18 protein-coding genes are annotated in these 22,771 nt (G+C 62.8%); 8 read left to right on the top strand and 10 right to left on the bottom strand.

Going from position 1 to position 22,771, the window contains the following annotated elements:
• Positions 1-31: 31 nt before the first annotated feature.
• Positions 32-5,515 carry a dermonecrotic toxin domain-containing protein gene (locus tag D906_RS22260; protein WP_371257971.1) on the bottom strand — a complete coding sequence of 1,828 codons (5,484 nt, stop codon included), beginning with the start codon at positions 5,513-5,515 and terminating at the stop codon, positions 32-34.
• Positions 5,516-5,716: 201 nt separating this feature from the next.
• Between D906_RS22260 and dkgB the strand changes: the two genes are divergently transcribed.
• Positions 5,717-6,520, top strand: coding sequence for a 2,5-didehydrogluconate reductase DkgB (gene dkgB / locus D906_RS22265; protein WP_027609722.1), 804 nt, complete (start codon positions 5,717-5,719; stop codon positions 6,518-6,520).
• Positions 6,521-6,683: 163 nt separating this feature from the next.
• Positions 6,684-7,148, top strand: a complete 465-nt coding sequence (locus D906_RS22270) for a nuclear transport factor 2 family protein (RefSeq protein ID WP_027615731.1) — start codon at positions 6,684-6,686, stop codon at positions 7,146-7,148.
• Here D906_RS22270 and D906_RS22275 read toward each other — a convergent pair whose 3' ends face one another.
• Together D906_RS22275 and D906_RS22280 are read right to left on the bottom strand one after the other, a co-directional pair.
• Entirely contained in the window at positions 7,149-8,504 is a 1,356-nt protein-coding gene (locus D906_RS22275) for an ATP-binding protein (RefSeq protein WP_027609723.1), read from the bottom strand.
• On the bottom strand, positions 8,501-9,217 hold the full coding sequence (locus D906_RS22280; protein ID WP_016714713.1) for a response regulator: 717 nt from the start codon (positions 9,215-9,217) through the stop codon (positions 8,501-8,503). The genes D906_RS22275 and D906_RS22280 overlap by 4 nt, the downstream gene beginning before the upstream one ends.
• Positions 9,218-9,384: 167 nt before the next feature.
• Between D906_RS22280 and D906_RS22285 the strand changes: the two genes are divergently transcribed.
• From D906_RS22285 to D906_RS22305, 5 genes are all read left to right on the top strand, one after another.
• Positions 9,385-10,167, top strand: coding sequence for a VacJ family lipoprotein (locus D906_RS22285; protein ID WP_027609724.1), 783 nt, complete (start codon positions 9,385-9,387; stop codon positions 10,165-10,167).
• Positions 10,160-10,390, top strand: a complete 231-nt coding sequence (locus D906_RS22290) for a hypothetical protein (protein WP_019099692.1) — start codon at positions 10,160-10,162, stop codon at positions 10,388-10,390. The genes D906_RS22285 and D906_RS22290 overlap by 8 nt, the downstream gene beginning before the upstream one ends.
• A 129-nt stretch (positions 10,391-10,519) precedes the next feature.
• Positions 10,520-11,752 carry an MFS transporter gene (locus D906_RS22295; RefSeq protein ID WP_019099693.1) on the top strand — a complete coding sequence of 411 codons (1,233 nt, stop codon included), beginning with the start codon at positions 10,520-10,522 and terminating at the stop codon, positions 11,750-11,752.
• Positions 11,753-11,788: 36 nt separating this feature from the next.
• Entirely contained in the window at positions 11,789-12,562 is a 774-nt protein-coding gene (locus D906_RS22300; RefSeq protein ID WP_019099694.1) for a helix-turn-helix domain-containing protein, read from the top strand.
• An 85-nt stretch (positions 12,563-12,647) separates the two neighbouring features.
• Positions 12,648-13,796 (top strand): M14-type cytosolic carboxypeptidase, encoded by a 1,149-nt coding sequence (locus tag D906_RS22305; protein WP_027615732.1) that lies wholly within the window; start codon positions 12,648-12,650, stop codon positions 13,794-13,796.
• Between the two features lie 124 nt (positions 13,797-13,920).
• On the opposite strand, the gene D906_RS22310 is transcribed toward D906_RS22305, so the two are convergent.
• The 7 genes from D906_RS22310 to D906_RS22340 form a co-directional block, all read right to left on the bottom strand.
• Complete coding sequence (locus D906_RS22310) at positions 13,921-14,892, bottom strand: spore coat U domain-containing protein (RefSeq protein WP_019098007.1); 972 nt, start codon at positions 14,890-14,892, stop codon at positions 13,921-13,923.
• Positions 14,889-17,186: a fimbria/pilus outer membrane usher protein gene (locus tag D906_RS22315; protein ID WP_027615733.1), complete on the bottom strand. Its 2,298-nt coding sequence runs from the start codon at positions 17,184-17,186 to the stop codon at positions 14,889-14,891. The genes D906_RS22310 and D906_RS22315 overlap by 4 nt, the downstream gene beginning before the upstream one ends.
• Positions 17,187-17,294: 108 nt before the next feature.
• A complete protein-coding gene (locus D906_RS22320; RefSeq protein WP_025754391.1) occupies positions 17,295-18,071 on the bottom strand; it encodes a molecular chaperone in 777 nt (258 codons plus the stop codon).
• A 40-nt stretch (positions 18,072-18,111) separates the two neighbouring features.
• Positions 18,112-18,615 carry a spore coat U domain-containing protein gene (locus D906_RS22325; RefSeq protein ID WP_027615734.1) on the bottom strand — a complete coding sequence of 168 codons (504 nt, stop codon included), beginning with the start codon at positions 18,613-18,615 and terminating at the stop codon, positions 18,112-18,114.
• A gap of 3 nt (positions 18,616-18,618) precedes the next feature.
• Positions 18,619-19,152 (bottom strand): spore coat U domain-containing protein, encoded by a 534-nt coding sequence (locus tag D906_RS22330; protein WP_019098004.1) that lies wholly within the window; start codon positions 19,150-19,152, stop codon positions 18,619-18,621.
• Between the two features lie 18 nt (positions 19,153-19,170).
• Positions 19,171-19,707 (bottom strand): spore coat U domain-containing protein, encoded by a 537-nt coding sequence (locus tag D906_RS22335; RefSeq protein WP_019098003.1) that lies wholly within the window; start codon positions 19,705-19,707, stop codon positions 19,171-19,173.
• 30 nt (positions 19,708-19,737) lie between these two features.
• Positions 19,738-20,265, bottom strand: coding sequence for a spore coat U domain-containing protein (locus D906_RS22340; protein WP_019098002.1), 528 nt, complete (start codon positions 20,263-20,265; stop codon positions 19,738-19,740).
• A 253-nt stretch (positions 20,266-20,518) separates the two neighbouring features.
• Between D906_RS22340 and D906_RS22345 the strand changes: the two genes are divergently transcribed.
• On the top strand, positions 20,519-22,768 hold the full coding sequence (locus tag D906_RS22345) for an ATP-binding protein (RefSeq protein WP_019098001.1): 2,250 nt from the start codon (positions 20,519-20,521) through the stop codon (positions 22,766-22,768).
• Positions 22,769-22,771: the final 3 nt, after the last annotated feature.

Here is a 22,771-nt window from a genome sequence, read left to right on the forward strand (position 1 = left end):
CCATGGCCCACCCAGGCCATGGCTTGGCTCATTACCCTCTGCGTGAGGGTGGTTTTCTGATTGCGGTCACCTCCCCCTCTTCTTCTTCCCTGGCCCATTGCAATTGCAAGCGCGCCAAGGCATCGCGTACACGAGCCATGACCTGCTCGCTCAAGTGATTGTCTTCGAGATTGACGGTATGGGGGTTGGCCTCCACCCAACGCAGGGCATCCTCGTCCAAGGCAGTGATGCGATTGCCTCGCAAGTCCACGCTCAAGTCTGGGTGACCTTGCATTAACTGAAGCGGGAACGCCCTCAGGCCGGTAGCACGCAACGACAAATAACGCAGGTGGACGTTGTAGCGCAGCAGTGGCGCACTGACGAGTGGATTGCCCTCAAGGTTGAGCACCTCCAGCCTGGAAAACCACTCCAGTCGCGACTCGCTGACGGCATCAAGAACAATGGTGTTATCGTGCAAGTACAACTGAGTGAGCCTTGCCAGACCATTCAGGTTTTCCGGCACTACGCTCAATTGGTTGCCACCGAGATTGAGAATGTTCAGCCGCGCCAGGTTGCCTATAGTGCGTGGCAAGCCTGTCAACAAGTTACCGCTCAACTGCAAGTTCTCGAGCGCTGGCAGCGCACCCAGCTGTTCCGGCAGCTCACTCAACTGGTTGAAGGCCAGGTCCAGGCTCGTCAGATTCGTCAAACGCTCAATGCCAGCGGGCAATACCTCCAGCCTGCAGCCGCTGAGGTCCAACTCGACCAACTGCCCCAGGTTTTCCAGGCCTGTCACCGTATCAAGCAGGTTACCCCCCAGGTTCAAGCTGCGCAGTTGAGGCAAATGCTCAAGCCCTTCCAGGCGTGAAATTCTGCTACCCGACAGGTTCAACACCTCCAGATTGGGAAAGCGCCGCAAAAAATCACCTGCAATGGCCGTGACCTGCTGGTTGCGTAGCGACAACGTACGCAGCCTGTCAAAACGAATGCCCACCGGCAGCTCCGGCAACGTGCTGACCGACAACCCGTCGATGGTGGGATTGAAGCCTGGGCCTTCAGCGCGAAAGCCCGAATACCAAGCCTGGCGCAGTGTTTGCGCCACGGCAGAGCGAGCATGATATTCGGCATCGGTCGGCAGACCTCGCCAAGTATCCAGGCTTTGCTCCAACTGCCTCGACAGCCGGGTAAACGCTCGAAGGCCAGGCCCATGAGGGAGCTCAAAGCGGAACCACGCCCAGGCATTGCCACGCGCCAGTTTCAGCGTCAGCGCCCTCTCCGATGCCTGACGTTGGGCGACGATCCGATTCACAGCATCCATGGGGGCATGCGCCTCACCGGGTTCAGGCTCCAACGCACCTAACTGCGGAGCGTACTCGTGGCGTATTTCGGCAAATTCATCGGCGTACGCGACACGCACATAGTCCTGCCAGAAGGATTGCCGCGACAGGAACTGGCTCAGCGCTTCAGCCGTTTCGGCCTCGTGCACCGCTGCTTCGGCTTCCGATAGCAGCTCAGGTGTGACGCTGGTTACATGCTGGAGGTTCAGGTAGGTGGGTTGCCCATAAATACCCAAAGCATCTGCCAGGCCCACTCTGAAGGCGAGGTAAACGTCATTTATACGGGCTTCGCCGGGCGGCAGACGCAGACGCTCGATATGCTGCGCGGCAAAACGATTGACTTGCTCCAGCCGGAACAGCTCCCGCGACAGGTCTCGCAACGCGCGCTCCACCCGTCTCCCTCTCACGCCTTCGGTACGCAGCTCGACCTGCAGCCTCACCAACAGTACATCGAGGTCGGCACGCCCGCGCGGCATTGCCGCCTGACGGAACACAGCACTGCGGACAACCGAATTGTGCCACATGGTTTCAAGCAACTCGCCCACACGCCGGCGGGCCTCTGCCGGTTGGCGCGTGAACTGCTCAGCCGCCCGCACCGCTTCCAGATAGGCAAAAAAGTCTTCACTGCCCCGTTCGGCACGCAACGCTTGCCATGCCTCCCTGCGCCGGGCCGCTTCCTGCCCGCTCAAGCCGGCCAGCCAAGGGTCCGACTCATGAGGAGCAGGTTGTGCGGGCAATGGCCGTGAAGGGGGGAGCCACACTCGCTCGTCCACGCGTTCCAGTATGACAGGAGGCAGCGGGTTGCCCTGCAGACGCACCCTGTCGGGATGTGCGTTCAAGAGGGCTAGCTGAGCTTCATCGATGACACCGATACGGTTGCCCCGCAAGTCGATCTGCTCCAGCGCGCCCTGTTGCAGCAGCTGCAAGGGGACAGCTCGCAGCCGATTGCCACGCAAATGCAAGCGTCGAAGCGCAGTCGAAAAGTTCACCCTTGGCTCAACCTCAAGCGCGTTGAAATCAAGGTCCAGCGTGGTCAGATGGTTCAAACCAGCCAGCTGCCGATTGCCCGGCTCGGTTATCACGATCCGGTTATGCGCCAGTCGTAACGTCTCCAGCCAAGGCGTGTGTTCCAGTGTTGGCAGTTCGGTCAACCGGTTCCCCGTCAGGTCAAGCCTGGTCACGCTGGGGAAACGGGACAGAAAGCGCTCATCGACGTTGGCCAGCTCCAGGTTTGTCAGCGTGAGCGTGGTCACATGGTCAAAACTGACGGTATCTGGCAAATCCGGCAATGAGCCCAGCCGTGAGTTTTCCAGAATCAACGCGAAGTTGCCGGCCTCGTCGCGAATACTGCGCCGCCAGGCATTTCGTATTCGCCGTGCCATGCGGGCCCGCCTGAGCAGTTGCACAGGGCCGGATGACTGACGTCGCCATCGGCTCAAAGCCAGGTCAAGTGCACGCAGCTGCCCACTGAGGCGCAGATGATAGTTCCAGGCCGTCAACCCAAGGCTTCGCGCCCTGTCGATGAGGTCGTCAAATGCGTGATCATCCAGTTCCGGAAACAGCCGCTGCATACCCCGGCGCAATGCACGAAGGCTGCTCTCCCCCCGTCCGCTCAACGGGTATCCCACGCGCCCGTCTCCCAGCCTGACTGGAGGCCTGAAACCAGGGGTGATTGGCGCCATACCAAGCACATCGGCCACCCGCTCACGCCGCTGGCTTGCCCAGAGTGACAACGCATCCACCAACGCCTGCGGGCTGTCGGCGGCCTCGCCCAACTGCTTGCGCTGCCAAGGGTCCAGCAGCTGTATCAGCGCTTCGAACAGGCTGCATGGCGACGAAGGGGGCGACAAAGGGTCGCCGGCGCGCGCTATTACTTCATAGCCGTCGGCGGTACGCACCAGCGTACGGAGCTCGTCGGAGGTTTCAGCGCCGACACAGGCCATTCTTTCGCCTTGCGCCGATGCAAGCCGCACTTCAACCCGGGTGCCTCGCCAAGGCGCCTCATCGCCGACCAGGCTCAACGCCAGCTGCTCGGTATCGCGGTTGATGGCTGCGGCCTGGCGCAGCCCGGCACAGGCACGATCCAGTCGCGCATCGTGCAGTTGCCAACGCGCCTGTTCGGCCAAGGCAAGGGGAACACGCTGGTGTATCAGCAATTGCTCGACCTGGTCCTCGCTGGCATGCTCGACGATTTCACGCGCCTCCCTGATTGAAAGCCCAGGGAAGTCTCTTCGCAACACGGCCTGCTCTGGGGTAGCGACGCCTTGTTGGGCCTGCAGATGCTCCTCGAAGCCATCGCCGCGTAGCCATGGCACTTGCGTGTGCATACGATGCCGCTCAGCTGCATCGAGCAGCCGTGCCGGTGGCGGCGCATGATCGAGGTGCAAACGCCTCAGATGGTCTTCATTCAGGCCGGTGGCGAGCAGCACATCGTTGGCCGCTTCAGCATCCAGCTGCGACAGATCGCTGGCGAGGTCTTGCAGCAAATGCACGCGCCCCTGCCACTCATGAGGGCTTTCGAGCTCGTGGCGCCAACCGCCGGCGCCGTTGTTTTCAAGCATTGGCGCATAGGCACTGGTACGCTGCGGATGACGGATTCGCCGTTGTTGCGATTGCGCCTCCAGGTAGGTTTCAAAGCTGCCGACCGGCGTGCGCACCCGCTCACCCGGCCCGCCCAAAGGTCGTGCTCCCGTGCTGCCCACTGGGTCAATCGCATAGCCGGGCAACGCCGGGTCGCATAATTTCAAACTGTGCTCATCGTACTGGACCGGCACCAGCTCATCGACCTGCACTGCCCTGGCCAGCCGCTGCGCTGCCAGCCCGGCGCCAACATTGGCGCCCGTCATGATTACCGTTTCAGCAACCGAATAAAGGTGTTCCAGCGCCGCCTGTCGATCACCCAGTCGCCAATCGGCATAGCCCTCGTATACCTCGCCGGCCACCTGCAACGCGGTGATGCCCAACAATGGCAGCGCCAACGCGGGAAGCCCGAAGCTCGCCAGGCCCAGTAGGTCCAGCGCACTTTCGAGATAGAAGTGCAAGCGCCGGTCACGCACCTGTGCATCCACATCGGCGGTAGGCACCGCCAGGACCCTGGCATTGTCCAACAAGGTATCGATCTGTTGCTTGCGCAGGTACTCGAACAATGGCTGCTCGATCACTTCGTGACGCCCATCGAGACGGACCGGCACATTTTCATCACCTTGCTTCAACGCCTCACCCAGCGCACGGCTATACGCTTCACGATCCCGTTCGCAGATGAAACGCTGGAAGAAATCGACATACCCAGGCAAGCGAAACTGCTTGCCCATCGTCAGGAACAGTTGGTCCCAGGTGGAGTACCAGGTAAGTGCACCATGAGGATCGTCAGGCACCCAGCACAGAAGGCCCTTCTGCGAACTGTCGGATGCTGCAACGTCGAATACCACCACCCCGCGTGCGAGCTTGCCGAATACACGCAGCACATGAGGCTGCAAACCTGTACCTGTCGAGGGTTTGCCAGCTACCTGCGAGGCCAGCGGGATGCACTGATCAAAGCCATGCCTGGAAATTTCGCCGTTGTACAGTGAGAGACGCAGTGCCGCCTCCAGAGCAGCCCGATAGCCCTCCTGCAAAAGGGCCTCCAGCTGCCTCCCAGGCTCTCCGCCTGGCATCAACCGGGTATTCAGATAAGCCTGGTACTGCCCACCCAGGTCGAGGGTTCGGCACAACGTGTAAAATGCCTTTGGCGAAAGACTTGCGTCCTGGCCATTCGAGTCCTGCACGACAGTGCCTTGCAAAATAGCACTGGCAAATGTTTCCCCCTCGGTAAAATTATGCAGCGCAGCAGCCAGCAGGCTCTGCTGATGGACATGCTCTTTCACCCCATCTGGAAGGGTCGCAATGTGTGATGGGAAACGCTGCAATGTACGTCGGCGCAGCATCGCCTTGCGAACATCCAACGTCAAACCATGCCGGGTGTACAACGCCTGCTGCAACAATGGGGCGGCAAATGCATCCAGAGGCAGGATACTTGCCAACCACTCATGCAACTGGTGTTGAACGTGCTGCTGCCATTGCTGGCTCGCATGCAGTGAGTACAAGGTATTCAGCGATGCCCCGGTCAGCCAGGACGGTAAACGGCTGGCAATCAGGGCATCGGTCGAGCCATCGGTAAAGGGTGGCGGGTGCATCGCGGTCTCCGGGCAAGAAAACCGCATTGCATCAGGCCCGACGTGGCCACGGTGGTATCTATGGCAATCCCTTGGCGCCCTGAACATAAGTACCGGGGCGACTGTTGACTTCAAAGCAAAAGATCTTGCCGCCACACTGCATTAATCGTTACACGCAAAACCTGCACACTGGCTTCACTGACGCAGGCCCCCGCCTGGGTCCACCCTGATCTGCCAAGGAGCATTTTCATGAGCATCCCATCTTTTGGTCTAGGCACCTTCCGCCTCACCGGGCAAGCCGTTATCGACTCGGTCAAGTCGGCCCTGGCGCTGGGCTACCGGGTGATCGACACCGCGCAAATCTACAAGAACGAAGCTGACGTCGGCCAGGCGATCGCCGAAAGCGGCGTGCCGCGCAGCGAGCTGTTCGTCACCACCAAGATCTGGGTGGACAACTACGCCGCCGACAAGCTCATCCCCAGCCTGCGCGACAGCCTGAGCAAACTGCGTACCGACTATGTCGACCTGCTGCTGATCCACTGGCCAGCGCCGGGCAACGGGGTGGAACTGCGCGAATACATGACCGCGCTGGCCGAAGCGAAAAAACTGGGCCTGACGCGCCAGATCGGTGTATCCAATTTCAACATCGAGCTGACCCGCCAGGCCATCGACGTCGTCGGCAAAGGCGAAATCGCGACCAACCAGATCGAACTCAGCCCTTACCTGCAAAACGGCAAGCTGACCGCGTTCCTGAAGGAACAGGGCATCACCGTCACCTCCTATATGACCCTGGCCTACGGCAAGGTGCTGAAGGACCCGGTACTCGCCGAGATTGCCGCGAAGCACAAGGCTACTGTCGCCCAGGTTGCCCTGGCCTGGGCCTTGCAGTTGGGCTATGCGGTCATCCCGTCGTCGACCAAGCGTGAAAACCTGGCCAGCAACCTGCTTGCCCGTGACCTGAAGCTGGACGCAGACGACATGGCACGCATCGCCACGCTCGAACGCAATGGCCGCGAAGTCAGCCCGCACGGCCTGGCACCGGCCTGGGACTGACAGGGGTACGCCCTTGTGCAGGGGTGACACAAGGGCCGCACCTGGGCACGATACCTCAGCACTATTCCACGCACCGCAATTATGAAGTGCCCGGCACATCCATTCTCTGTCCAGGCAGCGGCAGCTAACCTGCTACAAGCCAAACGACCCGAGGAGTACACCGATGTCCCGCCCACCCCTTCCTCCCTTCACCCGCGAAAGTGCCATCGAAAAAGTCCGGCTGGCCGAAGATGGCTGGAACGGCCGTGACCCTGCCAAGGTTGCGCTCGCCTACACCCCGGACACGGTCTGGCGCAACCGCGTCGAGTTCCCCCGTGGCCGTGCCGAGGTCGAAGCGTTTCTGACCCGTAAATGGCACCACGAACTGGAATACCGCCTGATCAAGGAACTGTGGGCCTTCACCGGCAACCGCATTGCCGTGCGCTACGCCTACGAATACCACGACGACAGCGGCCAGTGGTTCCGCGCCTACGGCAACGAGAACTGGGAGTTTGCCGACGACGGACGGATGCAGAACCGTCATTCGAGCATCAACGAACACCCAATCAGCGAGGCCGAGCGCAAGTTCCACTGGCCGCTGGGCCGGCGCCCGGACGATCACCCCGGGCTCAGCGAACTGGGGCTTTGATCAACCCACTGGCAGCGTGACTTTGGCTTGCAAACCGCCGTCGAGGCGGTTGCTCAATGTCAAGCTGCCACCTTGTTCCAGCACGATGGCCCGTGCGGCGGGCAGGCCCAGCCCCACACCGCCAGTGTCGCGGTTACGTGAGCCTTCAATACGGTAAAACGGCACGAATACTTGCTCCTGCAGTTCCGGCGCGATACCCGGCCCGCGATCCTGCACGGTAATTTCTATCTGCCTGGCAGTTACCACCAACACCACCGTTGGTTCGCAACCGTACTTCGCGGCATTGTCGATCAGGTTGACCAACACCCGCTTGATGCCCACGGGCCGCCCGGTGTAAACACAGCGGCGCGGCCCGCTGAGGCCAACCTCCACGCCCGCATCCTTGAAGTCGTCCACCACGGTCAGCAGCAGCTCGCCCAGGTCGAACACGGTGGTGGGTTCAAGCCGCGCGTCATCACGGAAAAACGCCAGCGCGGCATCGACCATCGCCTGCATCTCGTCAACGTCCTGAAACAACTTGGCCTGCAACTGGGCATCGTCGATGAACTCAGCGCGCAAGCGCATGCGCGTCAGTGGTGCGCGCAGGTCGTGGGAGATGGCCGCGAGCATCTGCGTGCGGTCGTTCAGGTAATGCTTGAGCTGAGCCTGGGTGGCATTGAAGGCCAGGATGGCCTGGCGCAGGTCGTGCGGGCCGACCACCGGGATGGGGGGCGCGTTGAAGTCCTTGCCAAAGCGCCGCGCACCTTCGGCAAAGCGCTCCAGGGGCTTGGCCAGGTAGCGTGTGGCCAACAACGCGACAGCAAGGCTGGAAGCCAGCATCAAGGCGAGGATGATCAGGTTACGCGGCAGTTCATCCAGGCCCCAGCTACGGCTGGTAGCGCGAAACAGCACCCAGGACTTGTCGCTCAGCTCGATCATCAGGGCATAGCCGCGTTCAGGGGCGTATTCCGGCATGTCGGAAGGCTCGAATGCCTCGACCCTGGCATCCGGGCGCTTGAGCAAGGCACGCAGGATAGGCGTGCCCTGGCGGTACTCGGCATCGACCAGCATGGGCACACCGGCTTCGTCATGGCGCTGCAACCAGCGTACCGAATAGGTGCCGTCACCCGCCGCGCCCGCAATGTTGCTGCGTTGCAACACAGGCGCCGCATCGAGGATGCGGGTCACCGCTGCCACTTTCTCGATCACCCCGCTTTCCAGCAGCGGTGGTTGCGCCCACACACTCAACAGCAGGCTGAACAGCCCCTTGAGCAGCAACAGGAACAGCATCGCCGTCAAAGTGGTCAGCGCAATCCAGCGGGCAATGGTGATTCTTGGCTGCGGCAGGGCCTGTCGCAGCCGGGTGAACAGCTTCATCGCCTGGCGACCGTGGGCGTGAACAGGTAGCCGGCATTACGCAGGGTGCGAATCAACGGCTCACTGCCATTGTCGGCTTCAAGCTTGCGGCGCAACCTGCTCACCTGTACATCAACGCTGCGGTCGTAGGCATCGTAGGCTTCACCACGGGCCAGGTCCAGCAACTGCTGGCGGCTAAGCACCCGACGTGGATGCTCGGCAAACACCAGCAACAGCTCGAATTCACCATTGGACAACGGGATCATGACGTTATCCGGCGAGCGCAACTCGCGCCGCACCACGTCCAGCTGCCAGCCGGCGAACTCAAGCACCGAGGGGTGGCTCGTAGCGACAACAGCGCCAGCAGCCCCCTCACCGGCCCTGCGCAACACGGCCCTGACCCGCGCCAGCAGTTCACGGGCAGCGAACGGCTTGGTCAGGTAGTCGTCTGCCCCCAGCTCCAGGCCCACCACACGGTCGCTCAGCTCGCCCATGGCGGTCAGCATGATCACTGCCACCTTGTGTTCGGCCAACAGGCGCTGGCACAGCACCAGGCCACTGTCACCGGGCAGCATCACGTCGAGGATGACCAGGTCTGGCACGCGCCGCTCGATCGCCTGCCAGAGCGCTTTGCCATCGCAGGCGACGTCTACCTCGTAGCCATGCTGGCGAAGAAACTTCTGTAACAGGTCGAGCACCTCGACATCATCGTCGACGATCAGCAAATGGCTCACGAAAAAGCACCACGAACAAGGTAACCAAGCGGTACTTTAAGGCCATCACCCTGCGGCCGTCATATATTTCAACCCGGTAACAAAGTGTCCGGGCCGAGACAATCCAGACATTACCAGGCAAAAAAAGCCGGGCAGCATCGCCGCCAGTTCTTGCCAGGAATGTGCCTATGTCCCGCTCATCATCCGTCTCCCGTTCGGCGCGCTCTGCTGCGCTGGCACTGTCGCTGCTTGCAGCCGGAGGCTGCAGCCAGCGCGCACCTGCCGCCTCGTCCTGCGGCCCTGTGGCCTATCAAGTCAGCGATCCGGCGGAACCCGCCAACCGCGCAGTATTTGCCTTCAACCGCACGGTCGATGACTACCTGCTGACCCCCATCGCCCGCGGCTACACCGCGCTGCCTGGTTTTGCCCGGCAGGGCGTGCACAACTTTGCCAACAACTTCGGCGAGCCCAAGGTGTTCGTCAACGACCTGCTGCAGGGCAACGGCGAACGGGCCATGACCAGCCTTTCACGCTTCATCTTCAACACCACCCTGGGTGTGGCGGGCCTGGTCGATGTGTCCGGGAAGATGGGGCTGAGCCAACACCGCTCAGACTTTGGCCAGACTTTCGGCGTCTGGGGCATCGCCAATGGCCCCATCGTCGAGCTGCCATTACTGGGTACGCACAACGTGCGCGACGCTACCGGGAAGGTATTGAGCATGGCCGTGGACCCGTTCGGCGATAACAGCGACACGGTTGCCACCCTCACGACCGTGGCCACTGCCGGGCACATCGTGGATGGGCGCGCCGCCACCCTGCCGTTGACCGATCTGCTGCACACCTGGCCCGATTACTACCTGGCAATGCGCGACTACACCGCCCAGCAGCGCAGCAACCGGGTGGCAGAAGGCAAGGCAGGCAGACCTGGAACGTGGCAAGCCCATTGCCCGGAGGCAACCGGCCATGAATGATGCCCAGGCGGCCATGCTGCTGTTCAGGCGCCTGGAAGGTGCCGCCCGGCAACCCCTGTTGCTGCATGAACTGGAGGCGCGGCTATCGGCTGATGGCCGTAGCCTGGTCATTAGCCGGTATCGAGAGCGCTTCAGCGCCGAAGGTAAGCCCTACCGACACGAGGCTCACCGCAGCATACCGATTGCGGCATTGCTGCGCTGGATGGCCAGGCACGAACGCTAAAAGGGCTTTGCGGGCACGGATGCCCGAAACGCGGCAGTGGCTGCCTGTTCGGCGTGAGACAGGCAACCCGGGCACTGGCTACCCTGCTGCGGCAATGCCTTGCTCCCTTGCCACAGAAGAACCTTGCCCATGACAACCTCCGCTGCCTCCGTAGCCTCGACCACGCCTGCCGACCAGCCTCAGGGCTTTGTGGTCCGCATCGTCGGTGCTGCTGCATTCGCCCACCTGCTCAACGACCTGATCCAGGCGGTGCTGCCATCGATCTACCCCATGCTGAAAAGCGATTTTGCGCTGAGCTTTGCCCAGATCGGCTGGATCGCCCTGGTCTACCAAGTGACCGCCTCCCTGCTGCAGCCCTGGGTCGGCCTGTTCACCGACAAATATCCACAACCTTTCCTGCTGCCCGCCGGCATGCTGGTGACGCTGGTGGGCATCGCCCTGCTCGCCTTTGCCGGCAGCTATGAAATGCTGTTGTTGGCCGCCGCAGTGGTTGGCGTGGGTTCGGCGACCTTCCACCCCGAAGCCTCGCGGGTGGCCAGGATGGCCTCCGGCGGGCGCTTCGGCACCGCGCAATCCACCTTCCAGGTTGGCGGCAATACCGGCTCGGCCCTCGGCCCGCTGCTCACCGCCGCGATCGTCATTCCGCACGGCCAGCCGGCCATTGCCTGGTTCATGCTGGCGGCTGCACTGGCAGTATGGGTGCTGTTGCGGGTAACAGGCTGGAGCGTGCGCCACGGCCAGGCCCGGCTCAAGACCTTCGCCGGTCAGCAGGCGCCCGGGTTGTCGCGGGGTGCCATGTGGCGCGCAGTGGCCGTGGTAGCCGTGCTGATGTTCGCCAAGTTCGTTTACATCGCCTCGTTCACCAACTACTTCACCTTCTACCTGATCGAGCATTTCGGCCTGAGCGTGCAACACAGCCAGCTGTACCTGTTCGTGTTCCTCGCAGCCGTGGCGCTGGGGACCTTTGCCGGCGGCCCGGTGGGTGACCGCATCGGGCGCAAGGCGGTGATCTGGGTCTCGTTCCTTGGCGTTGCCCCCTTCGCCCTGGCCCTGCCCCATGCCAACCTGGCCTGGACAGCCGTACTGGCCGTGGCCATTGGCCTGGTGATGTCCTCGGCCTTCGCGGCCCTGGTGGTGTATGCTCAAGAGGCGGTGCCAGGGCGGGTCGGCATGGTCTCCGGGGTGATGTTCGGGCTGATGTTCGGCATCAGCGGCATCGGCGCCGCCGGCCTGGGCGAACTCGCCGACCGGCATGGCATCGAGTGGGTGTACCAGGCCATCGCGTTCCTGCCGCTGCTCGGGCTGGCCACCGCGCTGCTGCCGGCCACCCGCTCGCAGGCCCGGCCGAACCGTTGCTGCTAAAGTGGCGCTGCCTGGCTGCATCTACACGAGGTCACGATGGTAAAGCCGCAGCGCGAATTGCTGGTGGAGGTCGATGAATGGACCTGGGAAGTGGGGAGCCGCGCGACCGACTACCCTACGGACTGGTTCATCGAACCCCACCGGCATGCCAAGCATCAACTGATCTACGCCATCAAAGGCTTGATGATCGTCGAGTCCGGTAACGAATGCTGGACCGTGCCGCCCAGCCGCGGTGTGTGGATGCCCTGCGGCCAGGTGCACGCCATCCGCTGTGTTGGCGACGTGAAGATGCGCAGTGTGTTCGTGCGCACCGACGCAGCCGCGGGCCTGCCCCTGCAGAGCAAGGCCATCAGCATCTCGCCGCTGCTCAGCGAACTGATCAAAGCGTCGGTGAGCTTTACCGCCCCCTTTGCCGAGGACTCGCGTGAGGCCCGGGTAATGCGCTTGATCCTCGACGAAATCTGCGTACTGCCAACCTTGCCGCTGAAGCTGTCGCAACCCAGCGACAGCCGCTTGAAGGCCATCTGCTCGGCCTTGCACGAAAGGCCTGATGACAACGCCACCGTGGCTGACTGGGCCTTGCAACTGGGCGTAGATGAAAAGACCATCCAGCGCCTGTTCCGCAAGGAAACCGGCATGACTTTTGGCCAGTGGCGCCAGCAGGCGCGGCTGATGCAGGCACTTGAGCGGATCGCACAGGGCGAGCGGATCATCGATGTGGCGGGGGCGCTGGGGTATGACAGCCCCAGTGCCTTCGCCAGCATGTTCAAGCGCCAGTTCGGCACCACACCGAGCCAGTTCTTCAAATAACCTTCATGCCGGTGCGATTTTGGCGTCGACCGGGCCAAGCCGTGTACAGTACCCCTACAACAACGCCCGATAAGGAGCCCGGCCCATGACCGTGACGCTGTCCCCCGTGCAGATCGACTGCGCTTTCGATTCCGGCAACATTCAGGTGCTGGACGCCAGCAACCCGGCCCAGGTGCACCTGGCCATCCGCCCCGACACCCACAGCGGCCACTACCAGTGGTTCCACTTCAAGGTCAGTGGGCTGACCCCGGGCCAGGTCCATCGCTTCAGCCTCGACAACGCATCGGGCTCCTCGTACAAAAATGCCTGGAGCGGCTACAACGCAGTGGCCAGCTACGACCAGAACACCTGGTTCCGCGTACCCAGTCAGTTCGACGGCACGGCGCTGTCGTTCGAAGTGAAAGCAGAGCACCAGCAGATCTGGTTCGCCTACTTCGAGCCCTACCCGCGCGCCCGTCACAACCAGCTGATCGAACGTGCTCGCCAGTTGCCAGGGATCGAGTTGCTGGCCAGCGGCAGAAGCGTACAGGGCCGCGACATCCCGCTGCTGCGCGCCGGTGATGGCGCCACTGGCAAGCGCAAGCTGTGGCTGATTGCCCAACAGCACCCGGGCGAGCATATGGCCGAATGGTTCATGGAAGGGGTAATCGATCGCCTGCAGGCCAACGATACGGTAATCCAGCAGTTGCTGGCCAAGGCCGACCTCTACCTGATCCCCAACATGAACCCGGACGGCGCCTTCCTCGGCCACCTGCGTACCAATTTCAAGGGCAAGGACCTCAACCGCGCCTGGCAGGACGCCAGCGTCGAGCTGACCCCGGAGGTGTTCTTTGCCCAAGCGCAGATGAAGCAGTACGGGGTGGACGCCTTTGTCGATGTACACGGCGATGAAGAGATCCCCCACGTATTCACCGCCGCCTGTGAGGGCAACCCGGGCTACACGCCACGCCTGGCAACGCTCGAGGAGCAGTTCCGCAGCACCTTGTGCACCCTGACCCGGGACTTCCAGACCGTGCATGGCTACACCCGTGACGAGCCGGGGCAGGCCAATACCACGCTGGCCTGCAACGCGGTGGGCATGGCGCATGACTGCCTGTCACTGACCCTGGAGATGCCGTTCAAGGACCATGACGACGCGCCCGATGCGGTTACCGGGTGGTCGGGGGCGCGGTCGAAGGCACTGGCCGGGGCGGTCCTGGAGACATTGGCGAAAATGGTTGACGATTTGCGTTGACCATCATGGCCTCATCTCCGGCAAGCCGGCTCCCACCTCGACCGCGCTATACCTGAGCCATGTGCAGTACCGTGGGAGCTGGCTCGCCGGCGATGAGGCCGGTAAGCCCTACAGAGGTCTGGGCTCAGAACTGCACATCCAGTATCACACTGTCGGAATAGGTCGCCGCTGGCGGCGTAGCCTGGTCCGTGTAGACCTTGGCGTTATAGTTGAACACCTGGCTGCCGATACCGGTACCCGCCCCGGGGTTGACGTCTGCATCGGTACTGGCACGTCGTGCCGCCCCCGATGAGCCCCAGCGCACCGTCCCGGCACTCTTGAAAATGTCGTAGGCCAGGTAGTTGTTGGCCGATGACTTCATTCGCCGCCGGCCACCGGAGACGTTCTGCCCGTCGTCCAGCCCCACGGTGTAGTTGCTGCCCTTGGTGCACGACACGTTAAGGCTCTGGCTCACCGTACCGAACCCTGCGACCACCGGCGCGCTGCTGAAGCTGATGTCGGGGGTGGTAATCTGGCAATCGTTGGTCACGGTCAGGCTCACGTTCAAGGTCTTGGTGCCCGAACCAACGTCACGCCCCAGGCATATTCCAAGCGCGCCAATCCCCGAACAGTAATCCCAGCTCCAGGCCACGGTCAGGTTTTCCTGATACAACCCTGCTGCAACGTTGCTACCGATCTGCGTGCGCATGTAGATCGGCACTGCCTTGGGTGTAGTGCCCCCGAGCAACCCCAACAGGTCGATAATACCGTTGCGGGCAAAGTCGTAGGCCACCCCCCGGGTGATCGGGTAACTGGTCGTGTTGTTCGCGTACAGGGTATAAGGAATGACATCGCCTGTAGGGCCGACCAACCCGCCCGAGGCAGGCGTTATCGTCGCGTAGAAATGATCACTGCTGCTGAGCAAGGTCAGTAATGAACCTGTGCACTGCAAACCGGAGTTCAGGGTCGACGCAGTCTGCACCGTGGTGCGAACCTGCGTTGAATTCAGACTGCCAAACGCTGCTGGCAACGTTGCTACCGACGAGCAAAGGGCCCAGGAGGTACCCGCTGGCAACAGCAGCACGCTCGCCCACAGGACACGCAGCCAGCCACTCATCGGCACACCAACGGGCCAATCAAGGGTATCGAGCCTTGTGCTTCGGGCAGGTCGAAGGCCACCTGGCACTGCCCGCCCCCTTCGATCTGCACCTGCAGGCGGTTGTGCTCCGACAGGTTCTCCAGGTATACCAATCCGTCCCAACCCACCACGGCCTGGCTGCCACTTTGCTCGTGGGTGACCCGGCTGCCCAGCTTGAGCACCTGCTGGTTGCCGTCCACCAGCTCGACGCTGGCCGCCATCACACGCTTGAGCGGGAACTCCAGCAAATAACCGCTGCCCCGGCGCACCGCCACGCGCTGTTCAACCTCAGCAGCAAGCACGTCCGGTGGCAGGTCCATGGGGTCGATTTCGTACTTGCCGCGGTAGTACCCGCTGCTGTATGGCACAAGCAAATGACCTTTGGAATCGGTACGGCCGATTTCCTGGTTCTCGTAGCGTACCGGTACATCGGCATAACCTGTAGTACTCACTACCACAAACGCATCGTCAATGCGGTTGGCGGCGAAAACGCCCGCATCCATCCACACCAGCGAGCCACTGGCGTCGGCCCAGCGGGTCATCTCGCCGCTGCTGCCATACACCCCGGCCTGCAACTGCACCGATTGCAGCCGCCAGGTAACGTCAGCCTGGCGGTAGGCATCGCGGTCACTGCCTGCGGCGTAACCGAGGTTATAGCCAACGCCGACGCCGGCCGGTACCGCATGGCTGTAGTTGACCCGTTGCAGGCGCTCGCCTTCCTTGCTCTGCTCCATACTCAACGCCAGGGTGCCGTGCAGGTCGAACGGGATCACCAGCTGCGCCTGCACCGCCCACTGGCTATCACCCACTTCGCGGTTAGCCGACAGGTACACGCTGCTGCTGCCCCACAACGGTTTGCTGTAACTCAGGTTGATCAGACGGGTTCGCGTGCCGTCACCGGCGCGCACATCGAAATAGCCGGCACCTATGCTGCCGTACTCGTTCAGGTTGAGGCTCAGGGTGACCTGCTCGCTGCTTTTGCTCAGTTGCATGTCCGGGGAATCGACCCGCGTCAGGTCGGCATAATCGCCATGGCGTTGCAGGCGCTGGTAGCTGAAGCCGATGCGCTGGCTGTTGTACTGGTAACCCAAGGCGACCTGGTGGCCCTTCTCGCCGTCGAAGCGGCTTTGCGCCAAGGCAGCGTTGAGCACCCCGTAGTTGCCCAGCCGCATGTTGCCGCCCAGGCCGCCCAGCATCAGCGATTCGGAGGTTTCGGCATGGGTTTCCAAAGTGAAGGTGTCGCTGAGCCCGTAGCGCAGGCTGCCCGAAGCCACGCCTGGGCCATAAGCAAAATCGCGCACGGCGTAATCACGTCGCAAGCTACCTGCCGCCATCGAATAGTCCGACAGCCCTTTTTGCAGCAGGCTACTGGTGACGTAAAACGGCAAAGTGGTCGACACCTGCCGTCCCAAAGAATCAGTAGTGACCACCACCGCTTCCCCCGCGCCATTGATGAAGGGGACATTGGTCAAGGTGTATGGACCCGGTTGCAACTCGGTGGTGCTGGACTTGTAGCCATTGATGAACAGGTCCAGCGACGTCGGAACCGCCGCTTCACCCGCGAATGCCGGTAACGGGTACGTCACCAGGTCGGGGCGTGCACCGAAATCACGCGACAACTGAAGCCCCCCTACCCGTACCGAACTGCTCCAGGGCAAGGCACCGGTAACAAAATCACCCATTTCATACGTGAGCAGGCGCTGCTCGTCGGTAAGGCGCCAAGTGGTGTCGTAACGCATGAACCCCTGGCGTGTTGCATCCGCCTGTGCGCCATTGAACGACTGGCGCCACTGCCCGGTGCTGGAAAACGTGCCCCAACTGTCGAACAGGCGCAGCTCGTTCCAGGCGGCCAGGTAGGTACCGCCATCATCGGTGTCGTTCAGGTACAGGTCGTAGTTGAACAAGGCGCCGAAGCTGCTGCGGGCATCACTGGCCGGGTACAGGTTGTGGTCGCCGACCTGTTGATCGGGCAGCCAGGCCGGCGGCACCTGCAGCAGCAAGCGCTGGTTCTGGCTGTCGTAGTCGGTGTGCAACCCTGCGATGCCTTCCAGTGCCACTTCGCCCTGGGGGTTGCCCGGCAGCGAAATACCGGCCGCGCGCAACACCTCGCTGTCCAGGTACAACTGCCCGGCCCGCTGCTGCACCGGCACCAGTTCAGCCCTGGGCATCTGGTTTACCAGCAGGTCGAGGTACAGCGTGGCATCGGCGGTGGCGGACATCTCCGTAGGCGGCGGGGGCAGGTCGTCGGCCAGCGCCAGGCAGGGGCCAGCCATGGCCAGCCCCAGGCACCAGCGGCGCGTCGTCGCCGTCAGCCATTTCACACACGGTTTCCAACCATTGCCGGGTCCTCCCTGGCCCCTGCACTGCATTCGGTTGCTGGCTCATTGGCCTTGGCGGATGGCGTCCGCCGAGCCTTGGCCGTTGACCCGGCCCTTGAGCACGCTGGTGCTGCCGGGCGCCACGGGTGCCGGCCAACGCATGCTGGCACCCGGCAGCACATAGCCCAGCAAGCCCTCGGCCAACGGTTTGCTCTGGCTGCCTTGCTGCACCACCACATCGGTCAGGCGCGCATGCACCGGGCCTGTGTTGCGCAGCTCAACGTAGGGCTTGCCCTGCACGGTCACCGGGCGCCAGGTGAGTTGCGGCTTGCCAACGCCCTCGGCATTGCGCCTGCCCTCGGTGTCGGCCTTGCCCCACAGGCCTTCGCCGTAGACGAACAGAGGCACCGAATAGCGCATCTGCAGGCGAATTGCCGCAGTGGCGCCTGGCTCGGCCTTGTCCACAGCAATGGCGGGCGGGATTTCGTCGATGATGATGCGGTAGGCCTGCTCCTGACCGGCCGGTGACGGGCCGGTGCGGGTAAGGCGGATGAGCTGCTTTTGCCCAGGGGCGATGTTGGCCACCGGCGGGCTGCCGATGATTTCACGCTGCGCCTGGAACTGTTCCTGATAATCGCCCTGGCGCCAGGCGAATACCCGTACCTGCAGGTTGGCCGGCGCCGTGCCGCGGTTTTCAAGCCACAGGGCACCGGCCTTCTGATCAGCCTCCAACACCGGGTCGATCGGCCAGATCAGCACCGAAGTCGCCGCTCCGGCTGGCAGGCTCGCCAGCCACGATAACCCGATCAATCCATGCGCCCACTTCGCGCCTTGCCGCATGCAACTCTCCTTAGACACGTGTCGTTGGTGGCGCTGGCACTCACCAGGTCACCGTCACTTGCACCACATCGGTGTAGGTCCCCGCTGGCAGCGTGCCGCTCAGCTGAACCCGCCCGTAAACCGGCAGTTTGATCGCTGTCGGGTCGGAATAGCTCACGGCCACACTCGTGCCGATGCCCAACGTCTGGCTGTAGGCCGCGTCCCGGTAAAGCTGGTAGGCCAGCAGCTGCGGGCCGCTCGTGCGCTTGAGGTTGCGCGTGCCACTCGCACTGTTCTGCCCACCATCCACGCTCATGTTCATGGCAACGCCGGGGGTGCACTGGAACGTGACCGTGGTGCCACCCAGCGAGGTGCTCAGGGTGCTGGTGGACAACGCAGACTGCGTACCATAGTCCAGCGTTCCATAACTGGTGACGCCCCCCACCACCAGGCAACCGGCAACAATCTGTGCCGTCACGGTGAAGGTGCTGGTAGTCACCGCGCTCAACGGTGTAGCCAGGAGCAAACCGGTGCCCGTAAGGCCCCACGTCAACCAGCGGCGCATGGTTCAGAACGACAGCTCAACCGAAATCGTGTCGCTGTACACCCCAGCTGGCAAACCCGCCTTGCCCACGGCCTTGCCGTACAGGTTGACGGTCTGGGCCACACCCGTACTGGTGGGCAGGGTGATGGTGCCGTCGATTGCCAGCAACGTTGTACGCCCCGAGTCGGTATACAGGTCGTAAGGTACAAAGTTGCCAGCGCCGTCAGCGAGGGCACGCGTGCCACCGCTCGACTGGCCGTCGTGCAGGCCCGCACGTACCTTGACCACCGGCACCGTACCGGCCGAGCACAGAATGCTCATGGCGCCGCCCCCGCCCCCCAGTACCTGGGCATTTGCGGTAGTGAACAGGGCATCCTGGGTGCCAAAGTTCAAGGCACCGAAGTTAAGCCCCGATGTACCCGAACTACCGTTGACCTGGCACGCGGCAATCAAGGTCAGCGTCGAGGTGATATTCCCGGTTACCGTCGCCGCCTGGGCCTGGGAGGCCAGCGCGAGGCAAAGGCCTGCAAGCATGCAGCGTGAGAGGTTCGTTCGCATCGGAGTCTCCTTGCGTAGTTACCAGTCCAGGGTCACTCTGAGGGTGTCGCGGTACAGCCCGGCCGGCAGCGCGCGACGTTGCGCCACTACCACTCCGTAGATGGGAATCGGGATCTGCCGGGTGCTGTTGATGGTGAAGGCGCGTGCCTGGCCGATGGCGTAGCGGCTGTTGCCACCCGGGTCGACCGCCAGTTGATAAGGAATCAGTTCACGGCCGTTGCTCAGTCGGCGAATGCCGTCGTCGCCATTCAGGCCACCGTTGATCCGCACGTTGAACGCCCGTACCTCAGGCGTGCAACTGATCTGCAGGCTGCCCTCGCCGCTTGCTTCGTCAACCCGGCTGCGCAGCGGCTGGTCCCAGTTCGGGCCACGTTCACCGAAATCCAGCAGACCCGGGTTACCCAGTACGGCCGGTTGAGTGTCGTTGCTGCTGATCTGGCAGGCCGCGCTGATCACCAGCCGCGCCTGGATGAAACCGGTGGTGCTGCCGTGCGCCGCACCGCCAGTTACCAGCAATGGCCCAAGGGTGAGTAACAGGATGGAAGTACGGTTCATGGCATGGCGTCCTTGTGCATGGCGGCGTCCCTACCAGGTGACCGTGACTTTGAGCAGGTCGGCATACGCGCCTGCGCTCGGTACCCAGGCCAGCTTGTCGATGCGCGCGTACAACGGCAGTTCGGCCGAACCACTACTGGGCACCCTCGCCGATTGAGCCACGCCGACTACCAGCGGCTCGCGCCAAGCCGCGTCGCGGTAAACGCGGTAGGGAATGGGCCGGGCCGAACGGTCGCTGCTGGCGAGGTAGCGCAACTCGCCAACGCCGCCATGCTGGCCGCCATCGACGCGTATCTGGTAAGGGGTGTCGGGGTTGCACTCCAGGCGCGGCGGGCGCTGGCTCAGCAATACGCCACTGAGCGGTGCGTCCGGGCCGTCCAGGCGCGCTGTTACCCCTAGGTCTATTCGCCCCAGGGCCTGGGCTCCCGCATCGCGTGCCTGGGTAACCAGCATGCAGCCACGCTGCACCAGCACCCGCACTTCCACGAGAAAATCCGCTGCCACGGTACTGCCGCTGAACAACAGGCCCAACAGCACGGCCACCAAGCGCTCCGTCACCTTGTTATCCTTGTCGTTACGTCCTGAATTGAGCGTAGCAGCGAGGCAGCGCGACCGTGGTGGCATCAAGCCATTTTTTTGTATTAGCGATAAAGCGATACCGCCCCGTCAAAAAAAACCAGCCCCGCGTAGAACCCCTCGCTACCCAATGCCTCCAATGGCCAGAGGCCGGTAAAACTGCTGATATTCTGTTAGGGTGTCACACCTTATCCTGTGCCATACAGGGACGGACAAGACAGGAGCGTTTTCACTGATGACTGCAGACAACACGCTGGAAGAAGCCATGGAACGCTGTGCCCGGGAACCGATCCACGTGCCGAGCAGCATCCAGCCCCACGGTTTCTTGCTGGTGCTGGATGCCACCGACCTGTGCGTGCTGCAGGCCAGTGAAAATGTCGAACAGTGGCTGGGTTTGCCGGCCCGGGAACTGATCGGTTGCCAATTCACCCACCTGGTCGGCGACGGTTTTGACCTACGCGCGCAGCTCGCGCGCATACCCGACGATGAAATCTTCCCTTTTCACATAGGCGACGTGCGCTTGCGCCAAGGCGCGCCGTTCAGCACCCCGTTGCACCTGCTGGTGCACTGTCACGACGACGTGCTGGTGGCCGAGCTCGAACCCCCACGCCTGCCACCGGACCTGGTCGGGCAAGGCGACTACTACCCACTGGTGCGCAGCTTCGTTGGCAGCCTTCAGCTGGCCAGCAGCCTTGAAGACCTGCTGCAGCAAACGGTGCTGCAACTCAAGCGCATCACCGGTTTTGGCCGGGTCAAGGCGTACCGTTTCGATGCCGATGGCAACGGCCAGGTGCTGGCCGAGGTGGCCGACCCGGGCTACCCCCGTTACCTGGGCCTATGCTTCCCGGCTGCAGACATCCCGCGCCAGGCGCGCGAGCTGTACCGGATGAACCGCATACGCGTGATCGAAGATGCCAACTACCAACCCTCGCCCCTGCACCCGGCCACCAACCCGCGTACCGGCAAGGCACTGGACATGAGTTTTGCCACGCTGCGCAGCGTGTCACCGGTGCACCTGCAATACATGCGCAACATGGGCACGCTGGCGTCGATGTCGTTGTCGATCGTGGTCGACGGTGAACTGTGGGGGCTGGTGTCCTGCCACCATGAGCAGCCGCGCGCAGTGGACCTGCGTACCCGCACGGCCAGCGAGCTGCTGGCCAGCGTGCTGTCGCTGCAGATCGAGTCCCGCGAGGCGCATGCCAGCACACGCAAGCTGCTGGCGCTGCGCCAACACATCGTGCGCATGATCTCGTCCATGGCCGACCATGACAGCGTCAGCGACGGCCTGCGCGACCTGCCCCATGTGCTACTGGCCTTTGCCGATGCGCAGGGTGCCGCCGTGATCTCGGCCGAACGCTGCGACCTGATCGGCAAGACCCCGCCCGAAGCCCAGGTGACCGCGCTGGTACACTGGCTTGGCCAGCGCGGTGCAGACACCGTGTTCCACAGTGACAACCTGCGCCGTGACATCACCGACCTGCCCGAGCTGGCCGCCCATGCGGGCGGTGTGCTGGCGGTGGCCATCTCGCAGATCCACTCGCACTACCTGCTGTGGTTTCGCCCCGAGCAGGTGCGCACGGTGAACTGGGCTGGCCAGCCGACCAAGCAGGCCGGGCCGCAGGGCAACCTCGACCCGCGGCACAGTTTCGAACGCTGGCAGGAAGAACTGCGCGACTACTGCGAGCCCTGGGACCCGCTGGTGATCGAGGGCGTGATGGAGTTGCGCAGCGCGGTGCTGGGCATTGTGTTGCGCAAGGCCGAAGAGCTGGCGCAACTGGCAGGCGAGCTGCGCCGTTCGAACAAAGAGCTTGAAGCATTTTCATACAGCGTGTCCCACGACCTGCGCGCCCCCTTGCGGCACATTGCCGGCTACACCGAACTGCTCGGCGAAATCGAAGGCCAGGGTCTGAGCGAACGCGGCAAGCGCTACCTTCAGCATATCGGAGAAGCAGCGCACTTCGCCGGCAGCCTGGTGGACAACCTGCTCAACTTCTCGCAAATGGGCCGCTCGGCCTTGCGCCTGTCCGACGTCGACCTTAACACGCTGGTCGATGCGATTCGCAGCGAGCTGGCGCCGGATTACGAAGGCCGCGCAATCGTTTGGGACATTGCTGAACTGCCCAAGGTGATCGGCGATCCGGCATTCATCAACATGGCCTTGCACAACCTGATCGCCAATGCCATCAAGTACACGCGTGGCCGTAACCCCGCGCACATTGGCATCCGCGCGGTACAGCACCCTGACGAAACCGAAATCATCATCGTCGATAATGGCGTAGGCTTCGACATGGCCTACGCCAACAAGCTGTTCGGGGTGTTCCAGCGCCTGCACCGCATGGAGGACTTCGAAGGCACCGGGATTGGCCTGGCCAGCGTACGTCGTATCATCGAGCGCCATGACGGCCGGGTCTGGGCCACTGGCCAGATCGACCAGGGTGCCAGCTTCCACTTCACCCTGCCACACCACCCCGCATCCACCTGAGGC

Source organism: Pseudomonas sp. LAIL14HWK12:I1 (genome assembly GCF_003202095.1).
GTDB lineage: Bacteria > Pseudomonadota > Gammaproteobacteria > Pseudomonadales > Pseudomonadaceae > Aquipseudomonas > Aquipseudomonas monteilii.